Below are 24,921 nucleotides of genomic sequence, written 5' to 3' on the forward strand. Positions count from 1 at the left end.
CCCCGACGCTTGGAGTTCCCGTGAGCCTTCCCCAGCCCGACCGCGTGCCCATCCGACGAGCCCTGGTGTCCGTCTACGACAAGACGGGCCTGGAGGACCTCGCCCGCGGGCTGCACGAGGCCGGCGTGGCTCTCGTCTCCACCGGCTCCACGGCCGAGCGGATCGCCGCCGCGGGAATTCCCGTCACCCAGGTCGCCGAGGTGACCGGGTTCCAGGAGTGCCTCGAGGGCCGGGTGAAGACCCTGCACCCGCGCGTGCACGCCGGCATCCTGGCCGACCGGCGCAAGCCCGAGCACATGGAGCAGCTCGCGCAGCTGGAGATCGAGCCCTTCGACCTCGTCGTCGTCAACCTCTACCCGTTCACGCGGACCGTGCGCTCCGGGGCCGGTCAGGACGACGTGGTGGAGCAGATCGACATCGGCGGGCCCTCCATGGTCCGCGCCGCGGCCAAGAACCACGCGGCCGTCTCCGTGGTCGTCGACCCGGCCGGCTACGACCGGGTCGTCGAGGCCGCCCGCGCCGGCGGGTTCGACCTCGCCGCCCGCCGCCGGCTGGCCGCCGCCGCCTTCGCCCACACCGCCGCCTACGACACCGCCGTGGCCACCTGGACCATGCAGCAGTTCGCCGGCGACGAGGAGGCGAACGCCTTCCCGCCCTACGCCGGGCTCGCCCTCCAGCGCGCGGCGACCCTGCGCTACGGCGAGAACCCCCACCAGCGGGCGGCCCTGTACGTCGACGAGGCCGCCGCCCCGGGCATCGCCCAGGCCGACCAGCTGCACGGCAAGGAGATGTCCTACAACAACTACGTGGACGCCGACGCCGCGCTGCGCGCCGCCTACGACTTCGACGAGCCCGCCGTGGCGGTCGTCAAGCACAACAACCCCTGCGGCGTCGCGGTCGCCGGGCCGGGGGCTGCGGACCCGGTCGCCGAGGCCCACCGCAAGGCCCACGCCTGCGACCCGCTCTCGGCCTACGGCGGGGTGATCGCGGCCAACCGGCCCGTGACCCGGGCCATGGCCGAGACCGTCAAGGACATCTTCACCGAGGTCGTCGTGGCCCCCGGCTTCGAGCCCGAGGCCCTCGAGCTGCTGCAGGAGAAGAAGAACATCCGCCTGCTGCAGCTGCCGGAGGACTTCGGCCGCGACGCGCTGGAGTACCGCCAGGTCTCCGGCGGGGCCCTGCTGCAGCTGCCGGACCGGCTCGACGCCGAGGGCGACGACCCCGCCCACTGGACCCTCGCCGCGGGCGAGGCCGCCGACGAGCGCACCCTCGCCGACCTCGCCTTCGCGTGGCGGGCCCTGCGGGCCGTGAAGTCCAACGCGATCCTGCTCGCCGACGACGGCGCCTCCGTGGGCATCGGCATGGGCCAGGTCAACCGGGTCGACTCCTGCCGGCTGTCCGTCGAGCGCGCCAACACCCTCGGCGCGGACGGCGCGGAGCGGGCCCGCGGCGCGGTGGCCGCCTCGGACGCGTTCTTCCCCTTCGCCGACGGCCTGCAGGTGCTGCTCGACGCCGGGGTGCGCGCCGTGGTCCAGCCCGGCGGGTCGGTGCGCGACGAGGAGGTCGTCGAGGCCGCCCGCGCCGCCGGGGTGACGATGTACTTCACCGGTGCCCGGCACTTCTTCCACTGACCGGGCCCGGGCGGCGCCCCGCCCGGAGACGGCCGAGGGCCCCTCCCGCACACGGCGGGAGGGGCCCTCGGCCCGTGTCCGGGGATCAGGCGCTGAGCGAGGCCAGCACCCGGTTGAAGGTCTCCGACGGGCGCATCACCGCGGTGGTCTTCGCGTCGTCGGGACGGTAGTACCCGCCGATGTCGGCCGGGCGGCCCTGCACGGCGAGCAGCTCCTCGTTAATCGCCTGCTCGTTCTCGGCCAGCTCCTGCGCGACGGCCGCGAACGCCCGGGCCAGCTCGGCGTCGGCGTCCTGCCGGGCGAGCTCCTGGGCCCAGTACAGGGCCAGGTAGAAGTGGCTGCCCCGGTTGTCGATCTCCCCGGCCTTGCGGCTGGGGGACTTGTTCTCCTCGAGGAAGGTCCCGGTCGCGCGGTCCAGGGTGTCGGCCAGGACCTGGGCGCGGGCGTTGTCGTAGCGGGTGGCCAGGTGGTCGAAGCTCGCCGCCAGGGCGAGGAACTCGCCGAGGCTGTCCCAGCGCAGGTGGTTCTCCTCCACCAGCTGCTGGACGTGCTTCGGGGCCGACCCGCCGGCGCCCGTCTCGAACAGGCCGCCGCCGTTGATCAGCGGCACCACGGAGAGCATCTTCGCGGAGGTGCCCAGCTCGAGGATCGGGAACAGGTCGGTGAGGTAGTCGCGCAGCACGTTGCCGGTGACGGAGATGGTGTCCTCGCCGCGGCGGATCCGCTCGAGCGAGAAGGCGGTGGCCTCCTCGGGGGACATGATCTCCAGCTGCAGGCCCTCGGTGTCGTGCTCGCCCAGGTACTGCTCGACCTTGGCGATCAGGTTGGCGTCGTGGGCGCGGCCGCGGTCCAGCCAGAACACCGCGGGGGAGCCGGTGGCGCGGGCGCGGGTGACGGCCAGCTTGACCCAGTCGCGCACGGCGACGTCCTTGGTCTGGCAGGCCCGCCAGATGTCGCCGGCGGCGACCTCGTGCTCCATGAGCACGGTCCCGGAGCCGTCCACGACCTGCACGCGGCCGGCGGCGGGGATCTCGAAGGTCTTGTCGTGGGAGCCGTACTCCTCGGCCTTCATGGCCATGAGCCCGACGTTGGGCACGGAGCCCATGGTGCGCGGGTCGAAGGCGCCGTTCCTGCGGCAGTCGTCGATGACGACCTGGTAGACCCCGGCGTAGGAGCTGTCCGGGAGCACCGCGAGGGTGTCGGCCTCCTCGCCGTCCGGGCCCCACATGTGCCCGGAGGTGCGGATCATCGCGGGCATCGAGGCGTCGACGATGACGTCGGAGGGCACGTGCAGGTTCGTGATGCCCTTGTCCGAGTTGACCATCGCGAGCTTCGGGCCCTCGGCGAGCCCCTTGTCGACGGCGGCCCGCACCTCGTCCCGCACGCCGGCGGGGAGGTCGTCGAGGCCGTTGAGGATCGCGGCGAGGCCGTTGTCCGGGCTCAGCCCGGCCTCGCGCAGCGCCTCGCCGTGCGCGGCGAAGAGCTCGGGGAAGAACGCCTCGATCACGTGGCCGAAGATGATCGGGTCGGAGACCTTCATCATGGTGGCCTTCAGGTGCACCGAGAACAGCACGTCCTCGCGCTTGGCGCGCTCGACCTGCTCGGCCAGGAACGCGTCCAGGGCGGCGGCGCGCATCACGGTGGAGTCCACGACCTCGCCGGCGAGCACCGGCACGGACTCCTTGAGGACGGTGGTCGAGCCGTCCTCGGCGACCAGGCGGATGCTCAGGGCGCCGTCCTCGGCGACGACGACGGACTGCTCGTTGGCGCGGAAGTCGTCGGCGCCCATGGTCGCGACGTTGGTGCGCGAGTCGGCGGACCACTCGCCCATGCGGTGCGGGTTCTTCCGGGCGTAGTTCTTCACCGAGGCGGGGGCGCGGCGGTCGGAGTTGCCCTCGCGCAGCACCGGGTTGACGGCCGAGCCCTTGATCTTGTCGTACCGGGCCCGGACCTCCTTCTCCTCGTCGGTCCCCGGCTCGTCCGGGTAGTCCGGCAGGTCGAAGCCCTGGCCCTGGAGCTCCTTGACGGCGGCCTTGAGCTGCGGCACGGAGGCCGAGATGTTCGGCAGCTTGATGATGTTGGCCTCGGGGGTCTTGGCCAGCTCGCCCAGCTCGGCGAGGGCGTCGGCCATCCGCTGGTCCTCCGGCAGGCGGTCGGAGAAGGCCGCGACGATGCGGCCGGCCAGCGAGATGTCGCGGGTCTCCACCTCGACGCCGGCGGTGGAGGCGAAGGCCTCGACGACCGGCTTGAAGGAGTAGGTGGCGAGCAGCGGCGCCTCGTCGGTGCGGGTGTAGATGATCTTTGCCATGTGCGGGCTTCTCTCCCATGAACGTGGTCGGATCGGGACGGTGGTTCCTGGGCTCAATCTACCCGAGGCGCCGCGGGCCCCCGGAACGGGAACGGGGAGAGGGCCGGTCCGGACCGGCCGTGCGCGGGTGCGGTCGCCGGTGCTCAGCCCTCGGTGGACTGGGTCGAGGTCTCGCCGTTGACGAGCTCGCCCTCGCCGATCACGCGGTCCCCGCCCGAGCCGGTCCCGCCGCCCAGGGACTGCCGGTCGTCGCCGCCGGAGACGACCTGGATCTTGCGCGGCTTGGCCTGGGCCGAGACGGGGATGGTCACCGTGAGCACGCCGTTGTCGTAGCTCGCGGCGATGCCGTCGATGTCGATGCCCTGGCCCAGGTTGAGCTGGCGCACGAACGAGGAGCTCTGCCGCTCGCGGGTGATCCACTGCACGTCCTTGACCTCGGGCAGCTTGCGCTCGGCCCGGATCGTGAGCAGCTGGCCGTCGACGTCCACGTCGACGCTCTCCGGGTCGATGCCCGGCAGGTCCGCCCGCAGGATGTACTCGTCGCCGTCCCGGTACAGGTCCATCGGCATCTCCCGCAGGCCCGGGCGGGCGAAGAAGGAGTTCGCCAGACGGTCGAAGTCGTTGAACGGGGAGAACATGGTGGCCATGTCAATCATCTCCTCAACCAAATGAGCAATGGTCCAGACACTTAGTTGAGTCCGATCAACTCAACTGTGATCAGGATAGCCCTCGCCGGCCGGGCGGGCAACGGGTCCCGGGCCGGATCGCCCACGGCGAACCGTCCACCGCCCGGGAGCGCCCCCGTGCCGCTGCGGGCCCCTCAGCGGCCGGCGGGCAGGGCGTCGTCGTGCGGGTAGACGAGCCCGATCCGCTCCCGCACGCGGTCGAAGAACTCCGCGGTCGCCAGGGAGTCGACCCACGGCAGCACCGGGGACTCGGTCAGTCCGGCCTGCACGCAGCGGGTCGCCTCGCGCATCTCGTAGACGTAGCCGGCGCCGGCGACGGCCACGCGCTCGACGACGGGGGGCGCGCCCCGGCGCAGCCCCTCCGCCGGCTGCACCACGAGGGCCGTGGGGCAGTTGATCCGCCCGTCCACGCGCAGCCACCCCTCGGTGCCCGAGACCACCACCTGGTGGGGGACCGCCGCCGAGAGCGTGCCGCTGACGTGCCCGCGGGCGCCGCCGAACTCGAGGGCCAGGGCGGTGTCCACGTCCACGGCGGTCGGGCCGAGCTCGGCCCGGGCGGTCCACGAGCGCGGTGCGCCCAGCAGGGCGGCGGTCCAGGTCAGCGGGTAGACGAGCATGTCCAGCAGCACGCCGCCCCCGTCGGCCCGGCAGAACAGCCGGTGGTCCGGGTCGACCGGGCGGGACATGCCGATCGTGCCGTCCACGGCCCGCACCCGGCCCAGGTCCCCGTCGCGCACCCGGCGCAGCGCGGCCCGGAAGCCCGGGGTCGTCCGCGTCCAGACCGCCTCCATGAGCAGCACCCCGTGGGCGCGCGCGAGGCGGATCAGGTCGCGGACCTCCGCGGCGGTGATCGCCAGGGCCTTCTCGCACACGACGTGCTTGCCGGCGCGCAGCAGGACCGAGACGTCGCGGTGGTGGTGGCCGTGCGGGGTGGCCACGTAGACGACCTCGACGTCGGGGTCGCCCGCCAGCCGCTCCAGTCCCGTGGCCGCGGCGGTGTCCCCGTAGGCGCGCTCGATCCCGTGCCGGCGGGCGAAGTCCTCGGCCCGGGCCTGCACCCGCGAGCTCACGGCCACGACCCGGGCGTCGGGCAGGGCCGCGATGTCCGGGACGACCTTCTCGGCGATCGACGCGGTGCTCACCACGCCCCACCGGAGGGAGCGGCCCGTGGGGACCAGCGGCTCGTCCAGGTGCGCGGCCTCCAGGGCCGCGGCGGCGAACGGGGCGAGGGCCGGGGCGGCGGCGCAGGCAGGGGCGGCGGCCGAGGGGTCCGTGGCCGAGGGGTCGGGGGCGTGCCTGCCGGGGTCACTGCTCCCGGGGGCGGGGGTCGCTGGGGTGTGCGGGGCGGGGGAGTGCGGCATCGTCGCATTCTGCCACCCGGCGCCGTCCCCGCACCGCTGCCCGTCCCCGCCCGGGGCAGGAGGCGGGCCGAGCGGACGACCGTTCTGCCGCCCCGGCGGGCCTCGCCTAGACTGGCGGGCGTGGCGAGGGTGAGCGAGCAGTACCGGCAGCGGCGGCGCGCGCAGATCGTCGAGGCCGCGAGCGGGTGCTTCCTCGAGCACGGCTACGAGGGCGCCTCGATGCACCGGATCATCGCCGCGACGGGGCTGTCCGCCGGGGCCCTGTACAACCACTTCCCGTCCAAGCAGGAGCTCGTGCTCGCCGCCGCGGGCGCGGCCCTGGACCGCGTGCTCGCCGGGGACGGCGCGGACCCGGCCGGGGACGGCGCGGTCCCGGCCTTCGAGCCGGCGGAGTGGCTCGTGGCCCTGCTCGAGCGCCTGGCCGCGGATCCTGCCACGACCCGGCTGCTGCTGGTCACCTGGGGCGCGGCCGCGACCGACCCGGCCCTCGGCGCGCTCGCCGGGGAGCACCTGGGGCGGCTGCGGGCGCTCGTGGCCCGGCGCTACGGGCGGTGGGCCGTCGAGGAGCTGGGCCTGGACGAGGCCGCGGCGCAGGAGTGGACGGGGATGTTCGCCCAGGCGATCCTGTCGGTGCTCCAGGGCTGGGTGGTCCAGTCGTGCCTGCTGCCCGGCTTCGACCCCGAGGCCTACCGCGACTACGCCCGCACGCTCGCGGCCCCCTGATCCCGGCCGCGCCGGGTGCGCTCCTCAGGCCGGGCGGTGCTCGGCGGAGAGCCGCACGTAGGTGCGCGCGTTGGTGCGCACGCGCTCCTGCTCCTCCGCGGTCAGTTCCCGGCGCACCTTCGCGGGGACGCCGGCGACCAGGGAGCGGGGCGGGACCACGGTGCCCTCCAGCACCACCGCGCCGGCGGCCACGAGGGAGCCCTCGCCGACCACCGCGCCGTTGAGGACGGTCGCGTTCATCCCCACGAGCACGCCGTCGGCCACGGTGCACCCGTGGACCACGGCCCCGTGGCCGACGCTGACGCCGGCCCCGATCGTGCAGGGGTGGCCGGGGTCCGAGTGGACCACGACGTTGTCCTGCAGGTTCGAGCCCGCGCCCAGGCGCACGGGGGAGCGGTCCCCGCGCACGACGGCGCCGTAGAAGACCCCGGAGTCCGGGCCGAGCTCGACGTCCCCGACCACGGTCGCCCCCGGGGCGACGAAGGCGGTGGGGTCGATCCGGGGCGTGTGCCCGCCGTGGGGCAGCACCCGTGCGGTGGTGGCCTGTGCGTCCATGGGCCCAGCCTAGTGGGCGCCCCGCCGGGGGTGGCGCTGCTGGATGGCGACGCGGATCCGCTGCCCGCCCTTGAGCACGTACTCGGCCCCGTGCACGTGCACGGTGACGCTGCCGGCCCGGCGCGAGGTGCCCTCCAGCTCGAGGACCTGGTGGTCGATGCACACCCGGATCATCTGACCGCGGTAGAGGACGGTGAAGGAGACCTTCTCGAGCTGGCTGGGCAGGGCCGGGTCGAACTCCAGCCACTCCCCGCGCACCCGCAGCCCGGCGTAGGCGCGGGTGACGACGTCGACCGAGCCGGCCATCGCACCGAGGTGGATCCCCTCGCCGGTCGTCCCGCCCTGCGTGTCGTCGAGGTCGATCAGCAGCGCGTCCTGGAACGCCGACCACGACCGGTCCGGGTGCAGCCACGCGAGCACCGAGGCGTTGACCACCCGCGAGAGCGAGGAGCCGTGGGAGGACCGGGCGATGTAGTGGTCGACCGTGCGCTCGATCGTCGCGTGGTCCACCGCGTAGCCCATCCGCCCCAGCTCCTCGACCAGGCCCTCGGGGCCGAAGAGGTAGACCAGCATGATCGCGTCGGCCTGCTTGGCGAGCTTGTAGTTGTTGGTCATGTCCCCCTCGTTCTCCAGCAGGAGGTCGAGGCGGCCGATGTTGCGGTACTTGGCCCGGTAGTACTCCCAGTCCAGCTCGTCGAGGTCGTCCCAGCCGTCGAACTGGCTGACCGTGCCGTCGCGGTTGAACGGGACGAACATCCGCTCCGCCATCCGCTGCCAGGTGCCGACCTCCTCGGCGGTGAGGTCGTAGCGGGCCGAGAGCTCCTCGCGCTGGTGCTCCACCATGTCGTTGAAGATGTGGGCGCTGTGCCGGAACAGCCAGGCCGCGAGCACGTTGGTGTAGGCGTTGTCCTTCAGCCCGCCCCCGTGCTGGCCGCGCGGGCCGTCGTGGTACTCGTCCGGGCCCATCACCCCGGCGATGTGGTAGCGCTCGTCGGCCGGGTCGTAGTCGGTCAGGGAGGCGAACAGGCGGGTGATGCCGATGATCAGCTCCGCGCCCTGCCCGGCCAGCCAGTCGAGGTCACCGGTGGTCTCGTAGTAGATCCAGGCGTTGTAGGCGATCGCCAGGCCCACGTGGAACTGCCGCCACGAGTTGTCCGGCAGCCACCGGTTCGAGTGGTGGTTGAACAGCTCCGGCGGGGTCTCCTCGCGCCCGTCCGAGCCGGACTGCCACGGGAAGGCGGTGCCCTCGAGGCCGAACTCGGTGGCCCGGTGCCGGGCCATGGCCAGGCGCCGCCACCGGTAGGACAGCAGCGAGCGGGTCACCGCCGGCTGGCGCAGGTTCACGACCGGCAGGATGTAGAGCTCGTCCCAGAAGATGTGGCCCCGGTAGCCCTCCCCGTGCAGGCCGCGGGCCGGGACCCCGGCGTCGCGCAGGGACATGTGCGGGGCGAGGGTCTGGGCGACGTGGAACAGGTGCACCCGCAGCGCCAGCTGCGTCATGCACAGCTCGCCCGTGCGCTCGGCCGGGTCGGGGCACACGTCCACGTCGTAGCGGTCCCACAGCAGCTGCCACTCGGTCTCGTGGGAGGGCAGCAGCCCCCGCACCCCGGAGGGGTTGCGGTCCAGCTCGGCGAGCGCGCCCTCGCGCGGGGAGCCGATCGCGGCGTCGCGGCTGGTGACCACGGCCGTGGTCGAGTCGATGACCACCGGCTTGCCCTCGGCCACGTTGACCTGGTGGCGGCGGAACTCGGTGCCGCCGGGGCGGATCTCGCGCCGCTCCCGCACGTTCTGCCCGCCCTCGATCCGGGTCCGCTGGGCGGTGGTGATCTCGATCTTCGACTGGGTGGTGCGCACGTGCGAGAGCAGCGTCTCGTGGTCGTCGGGCAGGGAGGTGGACTCGAGGTCCACCAGGTGGTGGGCGTTGAGCTCCTTGTACTCCGCCACGCCGTTGTTGCGCACGGTCGGGTCGATGCCGGTGCGCACGTGCAGCCGCCCGGACCACCCGCGGGCGGTCACCGTGGTCTCCTGGGCCCCGAGGTGGCGGTAGCGCAGCGAGACGAGCCGGCGCTGGACGATCTCCAGGCGGGCGCGGGAGCCGTCGTCGCCCAGGTCGCCGTTGAGGTCGGTGAGCACGAGCGAGCGCACGAGCAGGCCCCGGCGCAGGTCCAGCTCGACCCGCTCCTCGGAGGGCACGAGACCGCCCTCGGACCACCACTCCCCGCCCGAGACGCGCAGGTCCAGGTGGGTCCAGTTGGGGGCGTTGACCATCGACTCGTGCTCGACGTCGCGGCCGCTGAGGTGGCTGACCACGCGGTTGAACACCCCGGCCAGGTAGTTGCCGGGGTAGTGCACGCCGTTGTCGGCGAACTCGCAGGCCGATCCGCGCACGCCCATGTAGCCGTTGGCCAGCGTCAGCAGGGCCTCGCGGCGCGGCTCGGTGGCGGGGTCGAAGCCCTCGAAGACCAGCTTCCACGGGTCCTCGCGGCGGGAGCCCAGGTCCAGCTCGGCGACGTCGTTGAGCACGAGGGTCGCGCCGGCGCGGTAGAGGTCCCGGCGCTCGCCGTGGCGGCGCACGCCCACGACCGTGCCGAAGCCGCCGGCGGCCGCGGCGCGCACGCCGGCCACGGCGTCCTCCACGACCACGGAGCGGGCCGGGTCGACCCCGAGCATCCGGGCGCAGGTGAGGAAGGTGTCGGGCTCGGGCTTGCCGGGCAGCCCGTGCTCGGCGGCGAAGTGGCCGTCCACGATGATGTCGAAGGCGTCCTGCAGGCCGGCGGCGGCCAGCACGGGGACGCTGTTGCGGCTGGCCGTCACGAGCCCGACCGGCACCCCGGCGGCGCGCAGCCGCTCGATCAGCGCCACCGTCCCGGCGAAGACCCGCACGCCGGTCTGCTCGAGCACCTCCTGGAAGTAGGTGTTCTTCAGCGCGGCCTGGCCCTGGACGGTCCACGCCCCGGGGGTCTCCTCGCCCTCGGGCAGCCGGGCGCCGCGGGCGGCCAGCAGGGAGCGGATCCCGTCCTCGCGGCGGCGCCCGTCCACGTAGTGGCGGTAGTCGGCGTCGGCGTCGAACGGGCGGCGGTCGACCTGCCCGCCCTCCTCGGCGGGCTCGAGCCGCGCGTCGGCGAGGATCGCGTCGAACAGCGTCCGCCACGCGGCGGCGTGCACCGCCGCGGTGTCCGTCACGACCCCGTCCATGTCGAAGATCACGGCCTCGTGCGGGATGCGCAGCCCGTCGACGGCGAACGGGGGGTTCTCGGCGGTGCGCACGCGGGGCAGGGACGCGGTGAACGGGGCCGTGGGAAGAGCGTTCACGGGGGGATCCTCCGGAGCGTGACGGGCAGTGCCCGGGGCCCCGGCGGGACCGCACGGGAAACCCAGCACGCGGCACGCTACGGACCCCGGACGCGGCGTTGCGGTTTCGGCGGGGGAGGAGCAACTGCCCCGCCCGTGCCGAACGGTTCCTGACCAGTTCATTAAAGGCCCCCGCCGTCCCAGGAGCAAGCAGGGCCCGCGGGGCCGGGCTCAGCCGGAGGCCGCGGGCAGGCGGACGGTGAAGCAGGTCGACCCGGGGGCGCTGTCGACCGTCACCGTCCCGTGGTGGGCGGCGACGATGGCCTCGACGATCGACAGCCCCAGGCCGGACCCGCCGGTCGTGCCGGCGCGGGCGTCGTCCTCCCGGGCGAAGCGGGAGAAGATGTGGTCCAGGAACTGCGGGTCGATCCCGGGCCCGTCGTCGGCGACCTCGAGCGCTGCCCAGCCGTCCTCGGCCGCCAGCCCGGCGGTGACCGTGGTCCCCTCCGGGGTGTGCTGGTGGGCGTTGGCGAGCAGGTTGATCAGCACCTGGCGCAGCTGCGCGGGGTCCCCGCGCACCAGCACCGGCTCGTCGGGCAGGCGCATCCGCCAGTCGTGGCCGCGCGCCGTGACCCGGGCGTCGCTGACCGTCTCCACGACCAGCTCCAGCAGGTCCACGTCCACGGCCACCACCGGGCGGCCCTCGTCCAGGCGCGCCAGCAGCAGCAGGTCCTCCACGAGCGCCGTCATCCGCGCCGCCTCGGACTCGACCCGGGACAGGGAGGTGCGGCCCTGCGGGCTCATCGGCTCGGTCAGCCGGATCAGCTCCGCGTAGCCGCGCACGCTCGCCAGTGGCGTGCGCAGCTCGTGGCTGGCGTCGGCGACGAAGCGGCGCACCCGCGTCTCGCTGCGCTGGCGGGCCGTGAGGGCGTGGGCGACGTTGCCCAGCATCAGCCCGAAGGCGTGGCCGAGGCGGCCGATCTCCGTGCCCGGGTCCTCGGAGGTGCGCACCGCGTCGACCGGCAGCACGATCTCCCCGCGGTCCAGGTCCAGCTCGGAGACGCGGGTCGCGACGTCGGCGAGCTCCTCGAGCGGCTGCAGCGTCCGGCGCACCAGCACCAGCCCCATCAGGCCGGTCCCGCCGATGGCCAGCACGGAGATCCCCGCGCTCGCGAGGCGGAACGAGTTCAGCGTGTCCTGCTTCTCCTCCGTGGGCAGGCCCACGAGCACGGAGCCCAGCTCCCACGGGTCGTCCACGGCCTGCACCCGGTACCCGCCGGTGGACAGCTGCGCGTCGACCGGCCCCAGCTCCGTCCCGCGGGTCCCGCCCGCGTCGTCCCCCAGCCGGTGGGCCAGCGCCTCGATCCGCCCGAGGTCCTCCTCGGGCAGGGCCTCGTGGGCGCCGTTGCCGGCGATCACGTCGGCCTCCACCACGTGGCCGTCGACCAGGCGCGCGCTGACGTTGCCCGCCCACGCGACCCGGCCCTCGGGACGGTCCTGCGGGCCGTCGTCGGGGCGCTCCGCGGGGTCGTCCGGCCCCTGCACCCCGGCGCGCAGGGTGCGGCGGACCTGCTGGTCGAGGTCCTCGTCGAGCTGCCGGGTCAGGAAGACGTCCAGCGCCGCCTGCCCCAGCAGCCCGACCGCGAGGCAGACCACGGTCAGCAGCGCCAGCAGCAGCAGCACCAGCCGGCTGCGCAGCGGCAGCGCCCGCGCGCGCAGCCCGCGCACGCCCCGGCCCGCCGTGTCCACGGCGGCTCAGGCGCCCGCGGCCGGGCGCAGCACGTAGCCCGCCCCGCGCACCGTGTGGATCATGGGCTCGTGGCCGGCGTCGACGCGCTTGCGCAGGTAGGAGATGTAGAGCTCCACGATGTTCGTCTGCCCGCCGAAGTCGTAGCCCCACACCCGCTCCAGGATCTGCGGCTTGCTCAGCACCCGGCGGGGGTTCTCCATCAGGTAGCGCAGCAGCTCGAACTGGGTGGCCGTCAGCTCCACCGCACGCCCCGCCCGGGTGACCTCCCGGGTGTCGCGGTTGAGCACGAGGTCCCCGACCACGAGCTCGGCGTGGTCGGCCCGGGCCGCGCCGGAGCGGTGCACGAGCCGGTGCAGCCGCAGCATCAGCTCCTCCATGTTGAACGGCTTGGTGACGTAGTCGTCCCCGCCGGCGACCAGGCCCATGATCCGGTCCTCGGCGCTGTCCTTGGCGGTGAGGAACAGGGCGGGGACCTCCGGGTCGAAGGCGTGGACCCGCTCCAGGACCTCCACGCCCGAGCACCCCGGCAGCATGACGTCCAGCACGAGCACGTCCGGGCGGAACTCGCGGGCCTCGGCGACGGCCGTCTCGCCGTCGTGGGCCGTGCGCACCGACCAGCCCAGCATGCCCAGGCCCATGCCCACCATCTGGGCCAGCAGCGGCTCGTCGTCCACCACCAGCACCCGCACGGGCGTGCCGTCCGGGTGGGTCAGCCGCGGCAGGTCCAGCGCCACCGGCCGCTGCTCCGCCCCGCTCACCGCGTGCGCCCCCGTCCCATCGGTCCTCCTCCCGACGGGCGCACCCGCGCCCGTCCCGGCCAGCCTAGCGGCGGGCCGGCGGCCTCCGGGGCTTTCACAGCGGACGCACACGATGCCGCTAAGACGGCCACATCCCCGGGTGGTCGACTGGTTCCCGCACCCCGGGGGACGCCCGGGGCGCCGTCGGGCAGGGGGCCCGGCGCGCACACCGAGGAGGGGACGGCACGCATGAGCAGCATCGAGGACCACCGGACGGGGGCGCCGGCCGCGGACGGGACCGCCGGCCGGTCCGGGCGCCGGCTGGTGGGCGTCGACGCCGCCCGGGGGCTCGCCCTGGTCGGGCTGATCGCCGTGCACATCCTGCCCGCCTGGGACCCCGCCGACGACGGGGCCACCCTGCAGTGGACGCTGTTCTCCGGCCAGTCCGCGGCACTGTTCGCGCTGCTGGCCGGGGTGGGCCTGGCCTTCACCACCGGGGGCCGCACCCCGCACCGGGGCCGGCGGCTGGCGGCCGACCGGGCCGGGATCGTCGTGCGCGCCCTGCTCGTGGCCGTCACCGGGCTGCTGATCAACGGGCTGATGCCCGAGGACCCGCCCGCCTACGGGATCCTGCTCTACTACGGCATGTTCTTCCTGCTCGCCCTGCCGTTCCTGCACCTGGGCGCCCGGGCGCTGCTGGGCTGGGCCGCCGGGACCGCCGTGGCCGGCCCCGTGGCGCTGCACGTGCTCGGGCCGCTGCTGCCCGCCCCCGACACGGTCAGCCCGACCCTCGTCGACGTCCTCACCGCCCCGGGCACCGTCCTCGCCCAGGTCCTGCTCACCGGCACCTACCCCGCCCTCGTCTACCTCGCCTACCTGCTGGCCGGGCTCGGCCTGGGCCGCCTGAACCTCTCCGCCCTGCGCGTGCAGACCGGGATGCTCCTGGGCGGGGCCGCGCTCGCGGTCACCGCCTGGTGCACCTACTGGGTGGCCGTGATCGCCGGCGGCGGCTACGACCGGATCCTGGCCGCCACCCCGTGGCTCGACGCGTGGCAGCTCGACGAGATCATCGTGTGGGGCCCCGGGGACACCCTGCCCACGACGACGTGGTGGTGGCTGCTGATCCCCGGCCCGCACGCCAACACGCCGGTGTCGGTCCTGCAGGACCTCGGCATCGCGGTCGCCGCGCTCGGCGGCATGCTCCTGGTGGCCCGGCGGGCCGGGGCCTGGCTGGCGCCGCTGGCCGCGATGGGCGCCATGACCCTGACCCTCTACAGCGCCCACCTGCTCGCGCTGATCCCCGAGCTGCACGTCGACCGGCCCGAGGCGTGGTTCACGGCCCACGTGGTGCTCGCCGCCCTGTTCGCCCTCGCCTGGGGCAACGCGTTCGGCCGCGGGCCCCTCGAGCGGGTGGTCGCCCGGGGCGCCGGCGCGGCCCGCGGGGCGTGGCTGCGCCGCGGGACCGGCGCGGCCGGCTGAGCCCGCCCGGGCGGGCCCGCCGCACGGGCCCCATCGCCTAGAATCGGGACCGAACCACAGGTCCCGAGCACCAGGAGCGGCATGTCCACGAGCGCGTCCGTCACCAACCAGCCCCTCGCCGAGGTCGACCCGGAGATCGCGGCGGCCATCGCCGACGAGCTCGGCCGCCAGCGGTCCACCCTCGAGATGATCGCCTCGGAGAACTTCGCGCCGCGGGCCGTGCTCGAGGCGCAGGGCTCGGTGCTGACCAACAAGTACGCCGAGGGCTACCCCGGCCGCCGCTACTACGGCGGGTGCGAGCACGTCGACGTCGTCGAGAACCTCGCCCGCGACCGGGCCACCGCCCTGTTCGGCGCCGAGCACGCCAACGTCCAGCCGCACTCCGGCGCCCAGGCCAACACCGCCGTCATGCAGGCGCTGATGAACCCCGGCGACAAGCTCATGGGGCTGTCCCTGGCCCACGGCGGGCACCTCACCCACGGGATGCGGCTCAACGTCTCCGGCAAGCTCTACGAGATCGCCGCCTACGAGGTCGACCCCGAGAGCTACGTGCTGGACATGGACAAGGTCCGCGAGCAGGCCCTCGCCGAGCGCCCCGACGTCATCGTCGCCGGCTGGTCCGCCTACCCCCGGCAGCTGGACTTCGCGGCCTTCCGCTCCATCGCCGACGAGGTCGGGGCCAAGCTGTGGGTGGACATGGCCCACTTCGCCGGTCTCGTGGCCGCCGGGCTGCACCCGAACCCGGTCCCGCACGCCCACGTCGTGACCTCGACCGTGCACAAGACCCTCGCCGGCCCCCGATCCGGGGTCATCCTCACCACCGGGGAGCTGAAGAAGAAGATCGACTCCGCGGTCTTCCCCGGCCAGCAGGGCGGGCCGCTGATGCACGCCATCGCCGGCAAGGCCGTGGCCTTCCGGATCGCGGCCACCGAGGAGTTCCGCGAGCGCCAGGAGCGCACCCTCGAGGGCGCCCGCCTGCTCGCCGAGCGCCTCGCCGCCCCGGACGTCGCCGAGGCCGGGGTCTCCGTGCTCACCGGCGGCACCGACGTGCACCTGGTCCTCGTGGACCTGCGCGACTCCGAGCTGGACGGCAAGCAGGCCGAGGACCTGCTGCACCGCGCCGGGATCACCGTCAACCGCAACGCCGTCCCGTGGGACCCGCGCCCGCCGATGGTCACCTCCGGGCTGCGCATCGGCACCCCGGCCCTGGCCACCCGCGGCTTCGGCACCGCGGAGTTCACCGAGGTCGCCGACGTCATCGCCGCGGCCCTGAAGCCCGGCGCCGACGTCGAGGCGCTGCGCGCCCGCGTCGACGCGCTCGCCGCGGACCTGCCGCTCTACGAGGGGCTGGAGCAGTGGTGAGCCCGGTGGCGCAGATCCTCGACGGGCGGGCCACCGCCGCCGCCATCAAGGACGAGCTCGCCCAGCGGGTGGCCGTGCTCGCCGAGCGGGGCGTGGTCCCCGGCCTCGGCACGGTCCTCGTGGGCGAGGACCCGGCCTCCCACTCCTATGTCGGCGGCAAGCACAAGGACTGCGCGGAGGTCGGCATCGCCTCGATCCGCCGCGAGCTGCCGGCCGACGTCTCCCAGGAGGAGCTCGAGCGCACCCTCGACGAGCTCAACGCCGACCCCGCCTGCACCGGCTACATCGTCCAGCTGCCGCTGCCCCCGCAGATCGACACCAACGCCGTGCTCGAGCGGATCGACCCGGACAAGGACGCCGACGGGCTGCACCCGACCAACCTGGGACGGCTCGTGCTCAACGTCGCCGAGCCGATGCGCTCCCCGCTGCCGTGCACGCCCAACGGCGTGGTCGAGCTGCTGCGCCGCCACGACGTGGAGCTGGCCGGCAAGCACGTGCTCGTCGTGGGTCGCGGCGTGACGGTCGGACGGCCCATCGGGCTGCTGCTGACCCGCAAGGAGATCAACGCCACGGTCACCCTCGCCCACACCGGCACCCGGGACCTGGAGACGCTGCTGGGCCAGGCCGACGTCGTCGTCGCCGCCGCGGGCCGCCCGCACATGATCGGCCCCGAGCACCTCAAGGACGGCGTCGTGCTCCTCGACGTCGGGGTCTCCCGGGTCGAGGACCCGGAGACCGGCCGGCGGAAGCTGGCCGGGGACGTGCACCCGGACGCCGCCGCCCGGGCCTCGTGGATCTCTCCGAACCCCGGCGGGGTCGGGCCCATGACCCGGGCCATGCTGCTGCTCAACGTCGTCGAGTCCGCCGAGCGGGAGGCCGGGCTGCGCTGAGCCCGGTTCGTGGGCGGGGCGCGGATTTGAGACAATGGGCGCCATGCGCTCCCTCGGATCCCCGACCCCGTCCGCCCCGGCCCGCGAGAACCGCACCGCCCTGTGGGGGACGGTGGTGGGCCTCGCCGTGCTCGTCGTGATCTTCGTCGTCGCCCTGCTCCGGGCCGCCGACGCGAACTCGGTGCTGGGCTGGGCCCTGGCGGGGATCGCCCTGGGCTGGCTCATGCTCGCCGTGTGGGTCGTGCTCATGGTCCGGCGCGCCGCGGCGTTCGGCCGCCGCCAGGTCGAGGAGGCCCGCGAGCAGCTGCGCGCCGAGCACGGCCGGGCACCGGCCGCGACGGCCTCCGGCCCGGCCGCCTCGATGCGCGACGAGAAGCTCTCGCACAGCTTCCAGATCGTCCTGGTCCAGTCCAAGGTCATCAAGCAGGAGCTCGACGGGCTGCCCGTCGGGAGCGCCGAGCGCGAGGCCCTCGACCGGGCGCTGGAGACCATCGACATCACCGCCGGCAACGGGATGAGCATGCTGCGCCAGGAGCCGCTGCACGGCACCGTCGTCGACTGACGCCCCACCCCTTCCCGTCCCGACCCCGACCCCCGAGAACAGGTGCCCCCCGCATGACCCGCCCCGAGAACTGCCTGCGCGTCGCCACCGTCAACGTCAACGGCATCCGCGCCGCCTACAAGCGCGGCATGGCCGACTGGCTCGCGCAGCGCGACGTCGACATCCTGTGCCTGCAGGAGGTCCGGGCCCCCGACGGGATCGTGCGCGGCCTGCTCGACGAGCAGGTCTGGGACGTCCACCACGCCGAGGCCGAGGACAAGGGCCGCGCCGGGGTGGCCACCGCCACCCGCCGCGACGCCCGCGGGGGCGCGCTGGTGCCGACCGCCCGGCGCGGGTCCATCGGCGTCGAGCACTTCGCCGCCTCCGGCCGCTGGGTCGAGACCGACCACGCCATGGCCGACGGCTCGACCCTCACCGTGGTCTCCGCCTACGTCCACTCCGGGGAGGTCGGCACCGTCCGCCAGGACGACAAGTACCGCTTCCTCGAGGTCATGACCGAGCGGCTGCCCGAGCTCGCCCGCGAGGCCGACCACGTGCTCGTCGTCGGGGACCTCAACGTCGGTCACACCGAGCTCGACATCAAGAACTGGAAGGGCAACGTCAAGAACGCCGGGTTCCTCCCCGAGGAGCGCGCCTACTTCGACCGCTTCTTCGGGGAGCTCGGCTACAAGGACGTCGCCCGCGAGCTCGCCGGGCCGGTGCCGGGCCCCTACACGTGGTGGTCCTACCGGGGAAAGGCCTTCGACACCGACGCCGGCTGGCGGATCGACTACCACATGGCCACCCCCGGGCTCGCCGCCCGCGCGGTCACGGCCGTCGTGGACCGTGCCGAGAGCTACGACACCCGCTTCTCCGACCACGCCCCCGTGGTCGTCGACTACCAGTTCTGATCCCGCCGACCGAAGGAACCCCGCCCGTGCGCACCGACCCCGCCCCGTTCGACGTCCCCACCCCCAGCGGCCGGCCCCGCGTGGTCTCGGGCGTCCAGCCCTCGGCGGACTCCCTGCACCTGGGCAACTACGTGGGGGCCGTGCGCAACTGGGTGCGGATGCAGGACGAGAACGAGTGCGTGTTCTTCGTCGCGGACCTGCACGCCGTGACGGTCGAGCAGGACCCCGCCACCCTGGCCCGGCGCACCCGGGTCACGGCCGCCCAGTACATCGCCGCCGGCATCGACCCCGAGCGCTCGACGCTGCTCGTGCAGTCCCACGTGCCCGAGCACGCGCAGCTCGCGTGGGCGCTGAACTGCATCACCGGCTTCGGCGAGGCCTCCCGGATGACCCAGTTCAAGGACAAGTCCGCGAAGCAGGGAGCCGACAACGCCACGGTCGGGCTCTTCGCCTACCCGGTGCTGATGGCCGCGGACATCCTCGTCTACCAGGCCCACGCGGTGCCGGTGGGGGAGGACCAGCGCCAGCACCTGGAGCTGACCCGCAACCTCGCCCAGCGCTTCAACACCCGCTTCGGCGACACCTTCGTGGTGCCCGAGCCGAAGATCCTCGCCGAGACCGCCAAGGTCTACGACCTGCAGCAGCCCACGGCGAAGATGTCGAAGTCGGCGGCGAGCGAGAACGGCCTGATCCGCCTGCTGGACCCGGCGAAGAAGAACGCGAAGAAGATCAAGGCGGCCGTCACCGACGACGGCACCGAGATCCGCTTCGACCGGGAGGCCAAGCCGGGCGTGTCCAACCTGCTCACGATCTACTCCGCGCTCACCGGCCGCCCCGTGGACGAGATCGTCGCCGAGTACGAGGGCCGGATGTACGGGCACCTGAAGGTCGGGCTCGCGGAGGTCGTCACCGAGGTGCTCACCCCCATCCAGCAGCGCGCCCAGGAGCTGCTCGACGACCCCGCCGAGCTGGACCGCATCCTCGCCCGGGGCGCGGAGAAGGGCCGGGAGGTCACCGCCGCGACGCTGTCGACGGTCTACGAGCGGATGGGCTTCCTGCCGCGCCTGGAGCACGCGGGGACGCCCCTGGGCTAGGCTGGGGGCCGTCCGTGAGGAGACGAGTTGAGCCGACCGCAGCAGTCACCGACCATCCGCCCGGGCCGGGTCTACGCCGGCGTGGTCATCGAGCTGCCCGAGCCCGTGGGGCGTGAGCTGCAGGACTGGCGCGCGTCCTTCGGCGACCCCGCCTCCTACGCGGTCCCCGCCCACATCACCCTCATGATCGCCCCCCAGGACGCCTCCTGGGAGGACGTGGTCGAGCGCGTGCGCACGGTGGCCCGCGAGTGGGAGCCCTTCCGGGTCGAGATCGACGGGACCGGCACGTTCCGCCCCGTCACCCCGGTCGTCTACCTGCGCATCGCCGAGGGCGCCGAGCAGTGCCGGGCGCTGCACGAGGCCCTGCACGGGGAGCGGCTGGTCTCCGCCTCGCCCTTCGCGTTCCACCCCCACGTCACCATCGCCCAGGCCGTCGAGGAGGAGGACCTCGACCGGGCCCAGCAGATGCTGCGCACCTACCGCGCCGGCTTCCTCGTGGACCGGATCGGCCTCTACGAGCTCGACGCCGACGGGACGTGGCGGACCCGCGAGGAGATCCCGTTCGCGAACGGCGGGCGCGGGCGGGCCTGAGCCCGGTGGCCAGCACCCGCGCCCGGCCGCGACCGGGGCCCGCCCCGCCGATGCCGCCGCGGGCCCTGGACCGCCACGGTCTGCGCGTGGAGGCCCTGCGCCGGCGGGCGCTGCTGCGCGAGCACCGCGCCGCCGGGGCCGGGCCGGGGGCCCTCGCCGGGTCCGTGCTGGCGGTGGTGCTGGCCGAGCTCTTCCGCCGCCACCCGGTCCGGGTGGGGCTGCACTACCTCTTCCACGGCGGTCCGCTGATGGCCGCGGGGCTGTCCTTCGTGCTGATCTTCGCCTCCACGGCGCTGCTCGTGGTCGGCTTCTCGGCGATCGGCGTGTTCCTCGGCAACGACCCCCAGGTGCGCGGGGCCGTGGTCGCCGCCGTCACCGCGCGGGTGCCCGGCCTGCTCGACACGGGGCAGGGCGGGATCATCCCCCTGCGCCTGCTCGAGGACTCCCGGCCCTTCACCCTGGCGACCGTCATCGGCACGGGCGTGCTCCTCTTCTCGGGCTGGCGCTGGGTCTCCGGGGTCCGGCTGGCCTTCCGGCGGCTCTTCGAGGTGCCCCCGGCGCAGGGGATGCCCGTGGCCGCCGTGCCGCGGGACCTGCTCGGGCTGGGCACGCTCGGGGTGCTGCTGGCGCTGTCGGTCGTGGCCAACGGCGCGGCCTCGGGGTTCCTGGGCTTCGTGCTGGACCTCACCGGCGAGCTCGGGTGGGGCAGCGGCCCGGAGTGGCTGCGCACGGGGCTGACGTGGGCGCTGTCCACCGTGGTCGTGATCGTGCTCGACGCCCTGTTCGCGCTCGAGCTCGTGCGCGGGGTCGCGGGGCTGCGCCTGTCCCGCCCGGCGCTGCTGGCGACCGTGGCCGCCGCCGCGGCCGGCAACTTCGCGCTGCGCGTGCTGGGCGGCACGGTGATCGCCGGGTTCACCGCCAACCCCTACCTGCTCTCGGTCGCCCTCGTGGTCGGGGTGCTCGTGTGGTTCTACCTCTTCAGCCAGGTGCTGCTGCTCTCCGCCGCCCTGGGGGCGGTCGTGCAGGCCGACGGGCACGGCGGGCGCGTCCAGCCCGCCGGGGAGCCGGTCGAGCTCGTCGTCCGGCCCGCGCGCGTCCCGCAGGACCCCTCCGCCTGAGCCGCCGGGACCCCGGGCCGCAGGAGGACTGCGCCACGGTCCGGCGGGCAGGACCGCCGGGCACCGGCGGAGCGCGGCGGGGGAGGGGGCGGGAACGACGGCGGCCCGTCCCCCGCCGCAGCGGGGAACGGGCCGCCGAGGGCTCCGGACACGGCTCACATGGAGCGGGAGAGGATCGCGTTCTTCACCTCGGCGATGGCCTTCGTGATCTGGATCCCGCGGGGGCAGGCCTCGGTGCAGTTGAAGGTCGTGCGGCAGCGCCAGACGCCCTCCTTGTCGTTGAGGATCTCCAGGCGCAGGTCCCCGGCGTCGTCGCGGGAGTCGAAGATGAACCGGTGGGCGTTGACGATCGCCGCCGGGCCGAAGTACTGCCCGTCCGTCCAGAACACGGGGCACGAGGAGGTGCACGCCGCGCACAGGATGCACTTGGTGGTGTCGTCGAAGCGGGCCCGGTCCTCCTGGGACTGGAAGCGCTCGTAGGTGGGCTCGTTGCCGCCGGCCACGAGGAAGGGCATGATCTCGCGGTAGGACTGGAAGAACGGCTCCATGTCCACGATCAGGTCCTTCTCGCACGGCAGGCCCTTGATGGGCTCCACGGTGACGGGCTTGGACAGGTCGAGGTCCTTCAGCAGCACCTTGCAGGCGAGCCGGTTCTGGCCGTTGATGCGCATCGCGTCCGAGCCGCACACGCCGTGGGCGCAGGAGCGGCGGAAGGACAGCGAGCCGTCGATCTCCCACTTGACCTTGTGCAGGGCGTCCAGCACGCGGTCGGTGCCGTACATGGTGAGCTTGAACTCGTCCCAGCGCACCTCGTCGGAGAGCTCCGGGTTGTAGCGGCGCACCTGCAGGGTGAGCTCGAAGGTCGGGATCTCGGCCCGGCCCTCCTCCTCCTGCACGTCCGTGCGGGCCGCGGGGGCGCCGGCCTCGGCGTGGGCCGCGGCCGGGTCGGACCCGTCCCCGGCGCCCTCGGCGTCGCGGGCGTCGACGGCGGGGGAGTCGGCGTCGGTCTTGTAGCCGGCGCGGTCGTCCTGCTCGTGCCCCGGGGCGTGGCCGTGCTCGGGAGCGCGGTCCTGCGGATCGTTCGTGCGGCCGTCCTCGGGCCGGTCGGGGTTCTGTGCGGTGGACATCAGTACTTACGCTCCATCGGCTCGTAGCGGGTGAAGATCACGGGCTTCGTCTCCTGGCGGATCCCGGCGGTCGGCGAGGACGGGTCGAGGTAGACCATCGAGTGGGCCATGAACCGCTCGTCGTCGCGCTCGGGGAAGTCCTCGCGGAAGTGCCCGCCGCGGGACTCCTCGCGGTGCAGGGCGGCGACGGTCATGACCTTCGCCAGCTGCAGCAGGAAGCCCAGCTCCACGGCCTCCAGCAGGTCCAGGTTGAAGCGCTTGCCCTTGTCCTGGATCGAGATGTTGGCGTAGCGGGCCTCGAGGGCGGCGATGTCGTCCAGCGCCGCCTGCAGGGTCTCGGCGGTGCGGAACACCTGGACGTTGAGGTCCATGGTGTCCTGCAGGTCCTTGCGGATCGCCGCGACCTTCTCGGTGCCGGTGCCGCTGCGCGCGTTGTCGAGCAGCGCCACGGTGGAGTCCAGGGCGGTGTCCGGGACCGGGACGAAGTCGGCGCGCTGGGCGTACTCGGCGGCGTAGATCCCGGCGCGCTTGCCGAAGACGTTGATGTCCAGCAGCGAGTTGGTGCCCAGGCGGTTGGAGCCGTGCACCGACACGCAGGCGACCTCGCCGGCCGCGTACAGGCCCGGGACCACGGTCTCGTTGTCGGCGAGCACCTCGGCCTTGATGTTGGTCGGGATCCCGCCCATGACGTAGTGGCAGGTCGGGAACACCGGCACCGGCTCCGTGTAGGGCTCCACGCCCAGGTAGGTGCGGGCGAACTCGGTGATGTCCGGCAGCTTCGCGTCGATGTGCGCGGGCTCCAGGTGGGTGAGGTCCAGCAGGACGTAGTCCTTGTTGGGCCCGGCGCCGCGGCCCTCGCGCACCTCGTTGGCCATCGAGCGGGCCACGATGTCGCGCGGGGCGAGGTCCTTGATGGTCGGGGCGTAGCGCTCCATGAACCGCTCGCCGTCGGCGTTGCGCAGGATCCCGCCCTCACCGCGGGCGGCCTCGGAGACGAGGATGCCCAGGCCGGCCAGGCCGGTCGGGTGGAACTGTATGAACTCCATGTCCTCCAGCGGAAGGCCGTTGCGGAAGGCGATGGCCATGCCGTCGCCGGTGAGCGTGTGGGCGTTGGAGGTGGTCTTGAAGACCTTGCCCGCGCCGCCGGAGGCGAAGACCACGGACTTGGCCTGGAAGACGTGCAGCTCGCCGGTGGCCAGCTCGTAGGCCACGGCCCCGGCCACGCGGCGGACGCCGTCGACCTCGGTCATGACCAGGTCCAGGACGTAGAACTCGTTGAAGAACTCGACGTTGTGCTTGATGCAGTTCTGGTAGAGCGTCTGGAGGATCATGTGACCGGTGCGGTCCGCGGCGTAGCAGGCCCGGCGCACGGGCGCCTTGCCGTGGTCGCGGGTGTGCCCGCCGAAGCGGCGCTGGTCGATCTTGCCCTCGGGGGTGCGGTTGAAGGGCAGGCCCATCTTCTCCAGGTCCAGGACGGCGTCGATGGCCTCCTTGGCCATCACCTCCGCGGCGTCCTGGTCGACCAGGTAGTCACCGCCCTTGATGGTGTCGAAGGTGTGCCACTCCCAGTTGTCCTCCTCGACGTTGGCCAGGGCCGCGCACATGCCGCCCTGCGCCGCGCCGGTGTGGGACCGGGTGGGGTACAGCTTGGTCAGTACGGCAGTGCGGGCGCGCTGACCGGCTTCGATGGCGGCGCGCATACCGGCACCACCGGCGCCGATGATGACCACGTCGTACTTGTGAACCTGCATACCGGAATGTTCTTTCTTCTCGAGTGTTTCTCAGCAGTTCTGCGTGCGCCGCGCGGTCGTCGTCGACCCGGCGGCGGGCGGCCCGTCCGTCGGGACGGGCCGCGCCGGAGGCCTCAGCCCGCGGTGCAGAAGGACGCCAGGAGGGCGGGGTCCGCGCCGGTCGGGCAGGGCTCGAAGGTGAAGATCACCAGGGTGCCGAGCAGGATCACGAAGGCGGAGGTCACGGCGAGCAGCACCTTGAGCCAGAAGCGGGTGCGGTCGCGCTCGGCGTAGTCGTCGATGATCACGCGCAGGCCGTTGGTGCCGTGCAGCATCGCGAGCCACAGCAGGACCATGTCGAAGACCTGCCAGAAGGGGCTGGCCCACTTGCCGGCCACGAAGGCGAAGTCCACGGCGTGGACGCCGCCCTCCTCGACCAGCAGGTTGACGTAGAGGTGGATGAACACGAGCGCCAGCAGCACCGCGCCGGACAGGCGCATGAACAGCCACGCGTACATCTCGAAGTTGTTGCGCTTGGTGGAGGAGCGGTTGTACTTGACGCCGTCGACCTCCAGGTCCTTGCTGCGCGGGACGGCGATGCGGGCCTTGATCGGAGTGCTCATGCGGTTCAACCCCCGAAGACGTTGGAGAGGTGGCGGACGAGGAAGGGGATCATGACGACGAGCCACAGGCCCAGCACGCCCCACAGCAGCTGCTTCTGGTAGCGGGTGCCGTGCTTCCAGAAGTCGATCAGGATGATGCGCAGGCCGTTGAAGGCGTGGTACACGATCGCGGCGACGAGGCCGGCCTCGCCCAGGCCCATGACCGGGTTCTTGTAGGTCTCCATGACCGCGTTGTAGGCCTCGGGCGAGACCCGCACGAGCGCGGTGTCCAGGACGTGGACCAGGAGAAAGAAGAAGATGGCCACGCCGGTGATGCGGTGGGCGACCCAGGACCACTGGCCGTGGGCCTGGCCCCTGTACAGGGTGCCCTTGGATGTCTTCGCCACTGAAAAACCTCCCTGAGTCGCTCGTCG

The 24,921-nt window shown here is 73.5% G+C and carries 21 protein-coding genes; 10 read left to right on the top strand and 11 right to left on the bottom strand.

Annotated features, from left to right (window positions below; genetic code table 11):
- Nucleotides 1-20 precede the first annotated feature (20 nt).
- Complete coding sequence (purH, locus tag AS188_RS06865) at nt 21-1,631, top strand: bifunctional phosphoribosylaminoimidazolecarboxamide formyltransferase/IMP cyclohydrolase (protein ID WP_058858230.1); 1,611 nt, start codon at nt 21-23, stop codon at nt 1,629-1,631.
- A gap of 85 nt (nt 1,632-1,716) precedes the next feature.
- On the opposite strand, the gene AS188_RS06870 is transcribed toward purH, so the two are convergent.
- The 3 genes from AS188_RS06870 to AS188_RS06880 form a co-directional block, all read right to left on the bottom strand.
- Nucleotides 1,717-3,939: an NADP-dependent isocitrate dehydrogenase gene (locus AS188_RS06870; RefSeq protein WP_058858231.1), complete on the bottom strand. Its 2,223-nt coding sequence runs from the start codon at nt 3,937-3,939 to the stop codon at nt 1,717-1,719.
- Nucleotides 3,940-4,082: 143 nt separating this feature from the next.
- On the bottom strand, nt 4,083-4,586 hold the full coding sequence (locus tag AS188_RS06875) for an Hsp20/alpha crystallin family protein (RefSeq protein ID WP_058858232.1): 504 nt from the start codon (nt 4,584-4,586) through the stop codon (nt 4,083-4,085).
- A 173-nt stretch (nt 4,587-4,759) separates the two neighbouring features.
- Nucleotides 4,760-5,986 (bottom strand): Gfo/Idh/MocA family protein, encoded by a 1,227-nt coding sequence (locus tag AS188_RS06880; RefSeq protein ID WP_058858233.1) that lies wholly within the window; start codon nt 5,984-5,986, stop codon nt 4,760-4,762.
- A 120-nt stretch (nt 5,987-6,106) separates the two neighbouring features.
- On the opposite strand from AS188_RS06880, the gene AS188_RS06885 reads away from it, so the two are divergent.
- Nucleotides 6,107-6,709, top strand: a complete 603-nt coding sequence (locus AS188_RS06885; protein ID WP_236945073.1) for a TetR/AcrR family transcriptional regulator — start codon at nt 6,107-6,109, stop codon at nt 6,707-6,709.
- A 24-nt stretch (nt 6,710-6,733) separates the two neighbouring features.
- Here the strand turns inward: AS188_RS06885 and AS188_RS06890 are convergent, their stop codons facing one another.
- The 4 genes from AS188_RS06890 to AS188_RS06905 all read right to left on the bottom strand — a co-directional run bounded on the left by AS188_RS06890 (nt 6,734) and on the right by AS188_RS06905 (nt 13,063).
- Entirely contained in the window at nt 6,734-7,264 is a 531-nt protein-coding gene (locus AS188_RS06890) for a gamma carbonic anhydrase family protein (RefSeq protein ID WP_058858235.1), read from the bottom strand.
- 9 nt (nt 7,265-7,273) lie between these two features.
- Nucleotides 7,274-10,576 carry a beta-phosphoglucomutase family hydrolase gene (locus AS188_RS06895; protein WP_058858236.1) on the bottom strand — a complete coding sequence of 1,101 codons (3,303 nt, stop codon included), beginning with the start codon at nt 10,574-10,576 and terminating at the stop codon, nt 7,274-7,276.
- 210 nt (nt 10,577-10,786) lie between these two features.
- Nucleotides 10,787-12,304 (bottom strand): sensor histidine kinase, encoded by a 1,518-nt coding sequence (locus AS188_RS06900; protein WP_058858237.1) that lies wholly within the window; start codon nt 12,302-12,304, stop codon nt 10,787-10,789.
- 6 nt (nt 12,305-12,310) lie between these two features.
- Nucleotides 12,311-13,063, bottom strand: coding sequence for a response regulator transcription factor (locus AS188_RS06905; RefSeq protein ID WP_058858238.1), 753 nt, complete (start codon nt 13,061-13,063; stop codon nt 12,311-12,313).
- A 228-nt stretch (nt 13,064-13,291) separates the two neighbouring features.
- On the opposite strand from AS188_RS06905, the gene AS188_RS06910 reads away from it, so the two are divergent.
- The 8 genes from AS188_RS06910 (at nt 13,292) to AS188_RS06945 (ending at nt 21,028) form a co-directional block, all read left to right on the top strand.
- The gene (locus AS188_RS06910) at nt 13,292-14,521 is read left to right on the top strand and encodes a heparan-alpha-glucosaminide N-acetyltransferase domain-containing protein (protein WP_058858239.1); all 1,230 of its coding nucleotides are present in this window, start codon (nt 13,292-13,294) and stop codon (nt 14,519-14,521) included.
- An 81-nt stretch (nt 14,522-14,602) separates the two neighbouring features.
- Complete coding sequence (gene glyA, locus AS188_RS06915) at nt 14,603-15,883, top strand: serine hydroxymethyltransferase (protein ID WP_058858240.1); 1,281 nt, start codon at nt 14,603-14,605, stop codon at nt 15,881-15,883.
- A gap of 5 nt (nt 15,884-15,888) precedes the next feature.
- On the top strand, nt 15,889-16,773 hold the full coding sequence (locus AS188_RS06920; RefSeq protein ID WP_058859782.1) for a bifunctional methylenetetrahydrofolate dehydrogenase/methenyltetrahydrofolate cyclohydrolase: 885 nt from the start codon (nt 15,889-15,891) through the stop codon (nt 16,771-16,773).
- Nucleotides 16,774-16,816: 43 nt separating this feature from the next.
- Nucleotides 16,817-17,335, top strand: coding sequence for a hypothetical protein (locus AS188_RS06925; RefSeq protein ID WP_236945074.1), 519 nt, complete (start codon nt 16,817-16,819; stop codon nt 17,333-17,335).
- Between the two features lie 53 nt (nt 17,336-17,388).
- A complete protein-coding gene (locus AS188_RS06930; RefSeq protein ID WP_058858242.1) occupies nt 17,389-18,225 on the top strand; it encodes an exodeoxyribonuclease III in 837 nt (278 codons plus the stop codon).
- A 26-nt stretch (nt 18,226-18,251) separates the two neighbouring features.
- Nucleotides 18,252-19,319, top strand: a complete 1,068-nt coding sequence (gene trpS / locus AS188_RS06935; RefSeq protein ID WP_058858243.1) for a tryptophan--tRNA ligase — start codon at nt 18,252-18,254, stop codon at nt 19,317-19,319.
- 27 nt (nt 19,320-19,346) lie between these two features.
- Nucleotides 19,347-19,910 (top strand): 2'-5' RNA ligase family protein, encoded by a 564-nt coding sequence (locus tag AS188_RS06940; RefSeq protein WP_058858244.1) that lies wholly within the window; start codon nt 19,347-19,349, stop codon nt 19,908-19,910.
- 5 nt (nt 19,911-19,915) lie between these two features.
- Nucleotides 19,916-21,028 carry a YhjD/YihY/BrkB family envelope integrity protein gene (locus AS188_RS06945; RefSeq protein WP_058858245.1) on the top strand — a complete coding sequence of 371 codons (1,113 nt, stop codon included), beginning with the start codon at nt 19,916-19,918 and terminating at the stop codon, nt 21,026-21,028.
- Nucleotides 21,029-21,183: 155 nt separating this feature from the next.
- Here the strand turns inward: AS188_RS06945 and AS188_RS06950 are convergent, their stop codons facing one another.
- The 4 genes from AS188_RS06950 to sdhC form a co-directional block, all read right to left on the bottom strand.
- On the bottom strand, nt 21,184-22,155 hold the full coding sequence (locus tag AS188_RS06950) for a succinate dehydrogenase iron-sulfur subunit (protein ID WP_236945075.1): 972 nt from the start codon (nt 22,153-22,155) through the stop codon (nt 21,184-21,186).
- The gene (sdhA, locus tag AS188_RS06955) at nt 22,155-23,906 is read right to left on the bottom strand and encodes a succinate dehydrogenase flavoprotein subunit (protein WP_058858246.1); all 1,752 of its coding nucleotides are present in this window, start codon (nt 23,904-23,906) and stop codon (nt 22,155-22,157) included. The genes AS188_RS06950 and sdhA overlap by 1 nt, the downstream gene beginning before the upstream one ends.
- 113 nt (nt 23,907-24,019) lie before the next feature.
- A complete protein-coding gene (locus AS188_RS06960; protein ID WP_058858247.1) occupies nt 24,020-24,508 on the bottom strand; it encodes a succinate dehydrogenase hydrophobic membrane anchor subunit in 489 nt (162 codons plus the stop codon).
- A 5-nt stretch (nt 24,509-24,513) separates the two neighbouring features.
- Nucleotides 24,514-24,894: a succinate dehydrogenase, cytochrome b556 subunit gene (sdhC, locus tag AS188_RS06965; protein WP_058858248.1), complete on the bottom strand. Its 381-nt coding sequence runs from the start codon at nt 24,892-24,894 to the stop codon at nt 24,514-24,516.
- Between the last annotated feature and the right edge of the window lie 27 nt (nt 24,895-24,921).

This window comes from Kocuria flava, assembly GCF_001482365.1.
GTDB classification, from domain to species: Bacteria; Actinomycetota; Actinomycetes; order Actinomycetales; family Micrococcaceae; genus Kocuria; species Kocuria flava.

Excerpts from the sequence above, each read along its gene's own strand:
- AS188_RS06910 (WP_058858239.1), top strand. The coding sequence starts at position 13,292 with ATGAGCAGCATCGAGGACCACCGGACGGGGGCGCCGGCCGCGGACGGG.
- AS188_RS06960 (WP_058858247.1), bottom strand. The coding sequence starts at position 24,508 with ATGAGCACTCCGATCAAGGCCCGCATCGCCGTCCCGCGCAGCAAGGAC.
- AS188_RS06930 (WP_058858242.1), top strand. The coding sequence starts at position 17,389 with ATGACCCGCCCCGAGAACTGCCTGCGCGTCGCCACCGTCAACGTCAAC.
- AS188_RS06950 (WP_236945075.1), bottom strand. The coding sequence starts at position 22,155 with ATGTCCACCGCACAGAACCCCGACCGGCCCGAGGACGGCCGCACGAAC.
- AS188_RS06870 (WP_058858231.1), bottom strand. The coding sequence starts at position 3,939 with ATGGCAAAGATCATCTACACCCGCACCGACGAGGCGCCGCTGCTCGCC.
- glyA (WP_058858240.1), top strand. The coding sequence starts at position 14,603 with ATGTCCACGAGCGCGTCCGTCACCAACCAGCCCCTCGCCGAGGTCGAC.
- AS188_RS06925 (WP_236945074.1), top strand. The coding sequence starts at position 16,817 with ATGCGCTCCCTCGGATCCCCGACCCCGTCCGCCCCGGCCCGCGAGAAC.
- AS188_RS06880 (WP_058858233.1), bottom strand. The coding sequence starts at position 5,986 with ATGCCGCACTCCCCCGCCCCGCACACCCCAGCGACCCCCGCCCCCGGG.
- sdhA (WP_058858246.1), bottom strand. The coding sequence starts at position 23,906 with ATGCAGGTTCACAAGTACGACGTGGTCATCATCGGCGCCGGTGGTGCC.
- AS188_RS06875 (WP_058858232.1), bottom strand. The coding sequence starts at position 4,586 with ATGGCCACCATGTTCTCCCCGTTCAACGACTTCGACCGTCTGGCGAAC.
- AS188_RS06890 (WP_058858235.1), bottom strand. The coding sequence starts at position 7,264 with ATGGACGCACAGGCCACCACCGCACGGGTGCTGCCCCACGGCGGGCAC.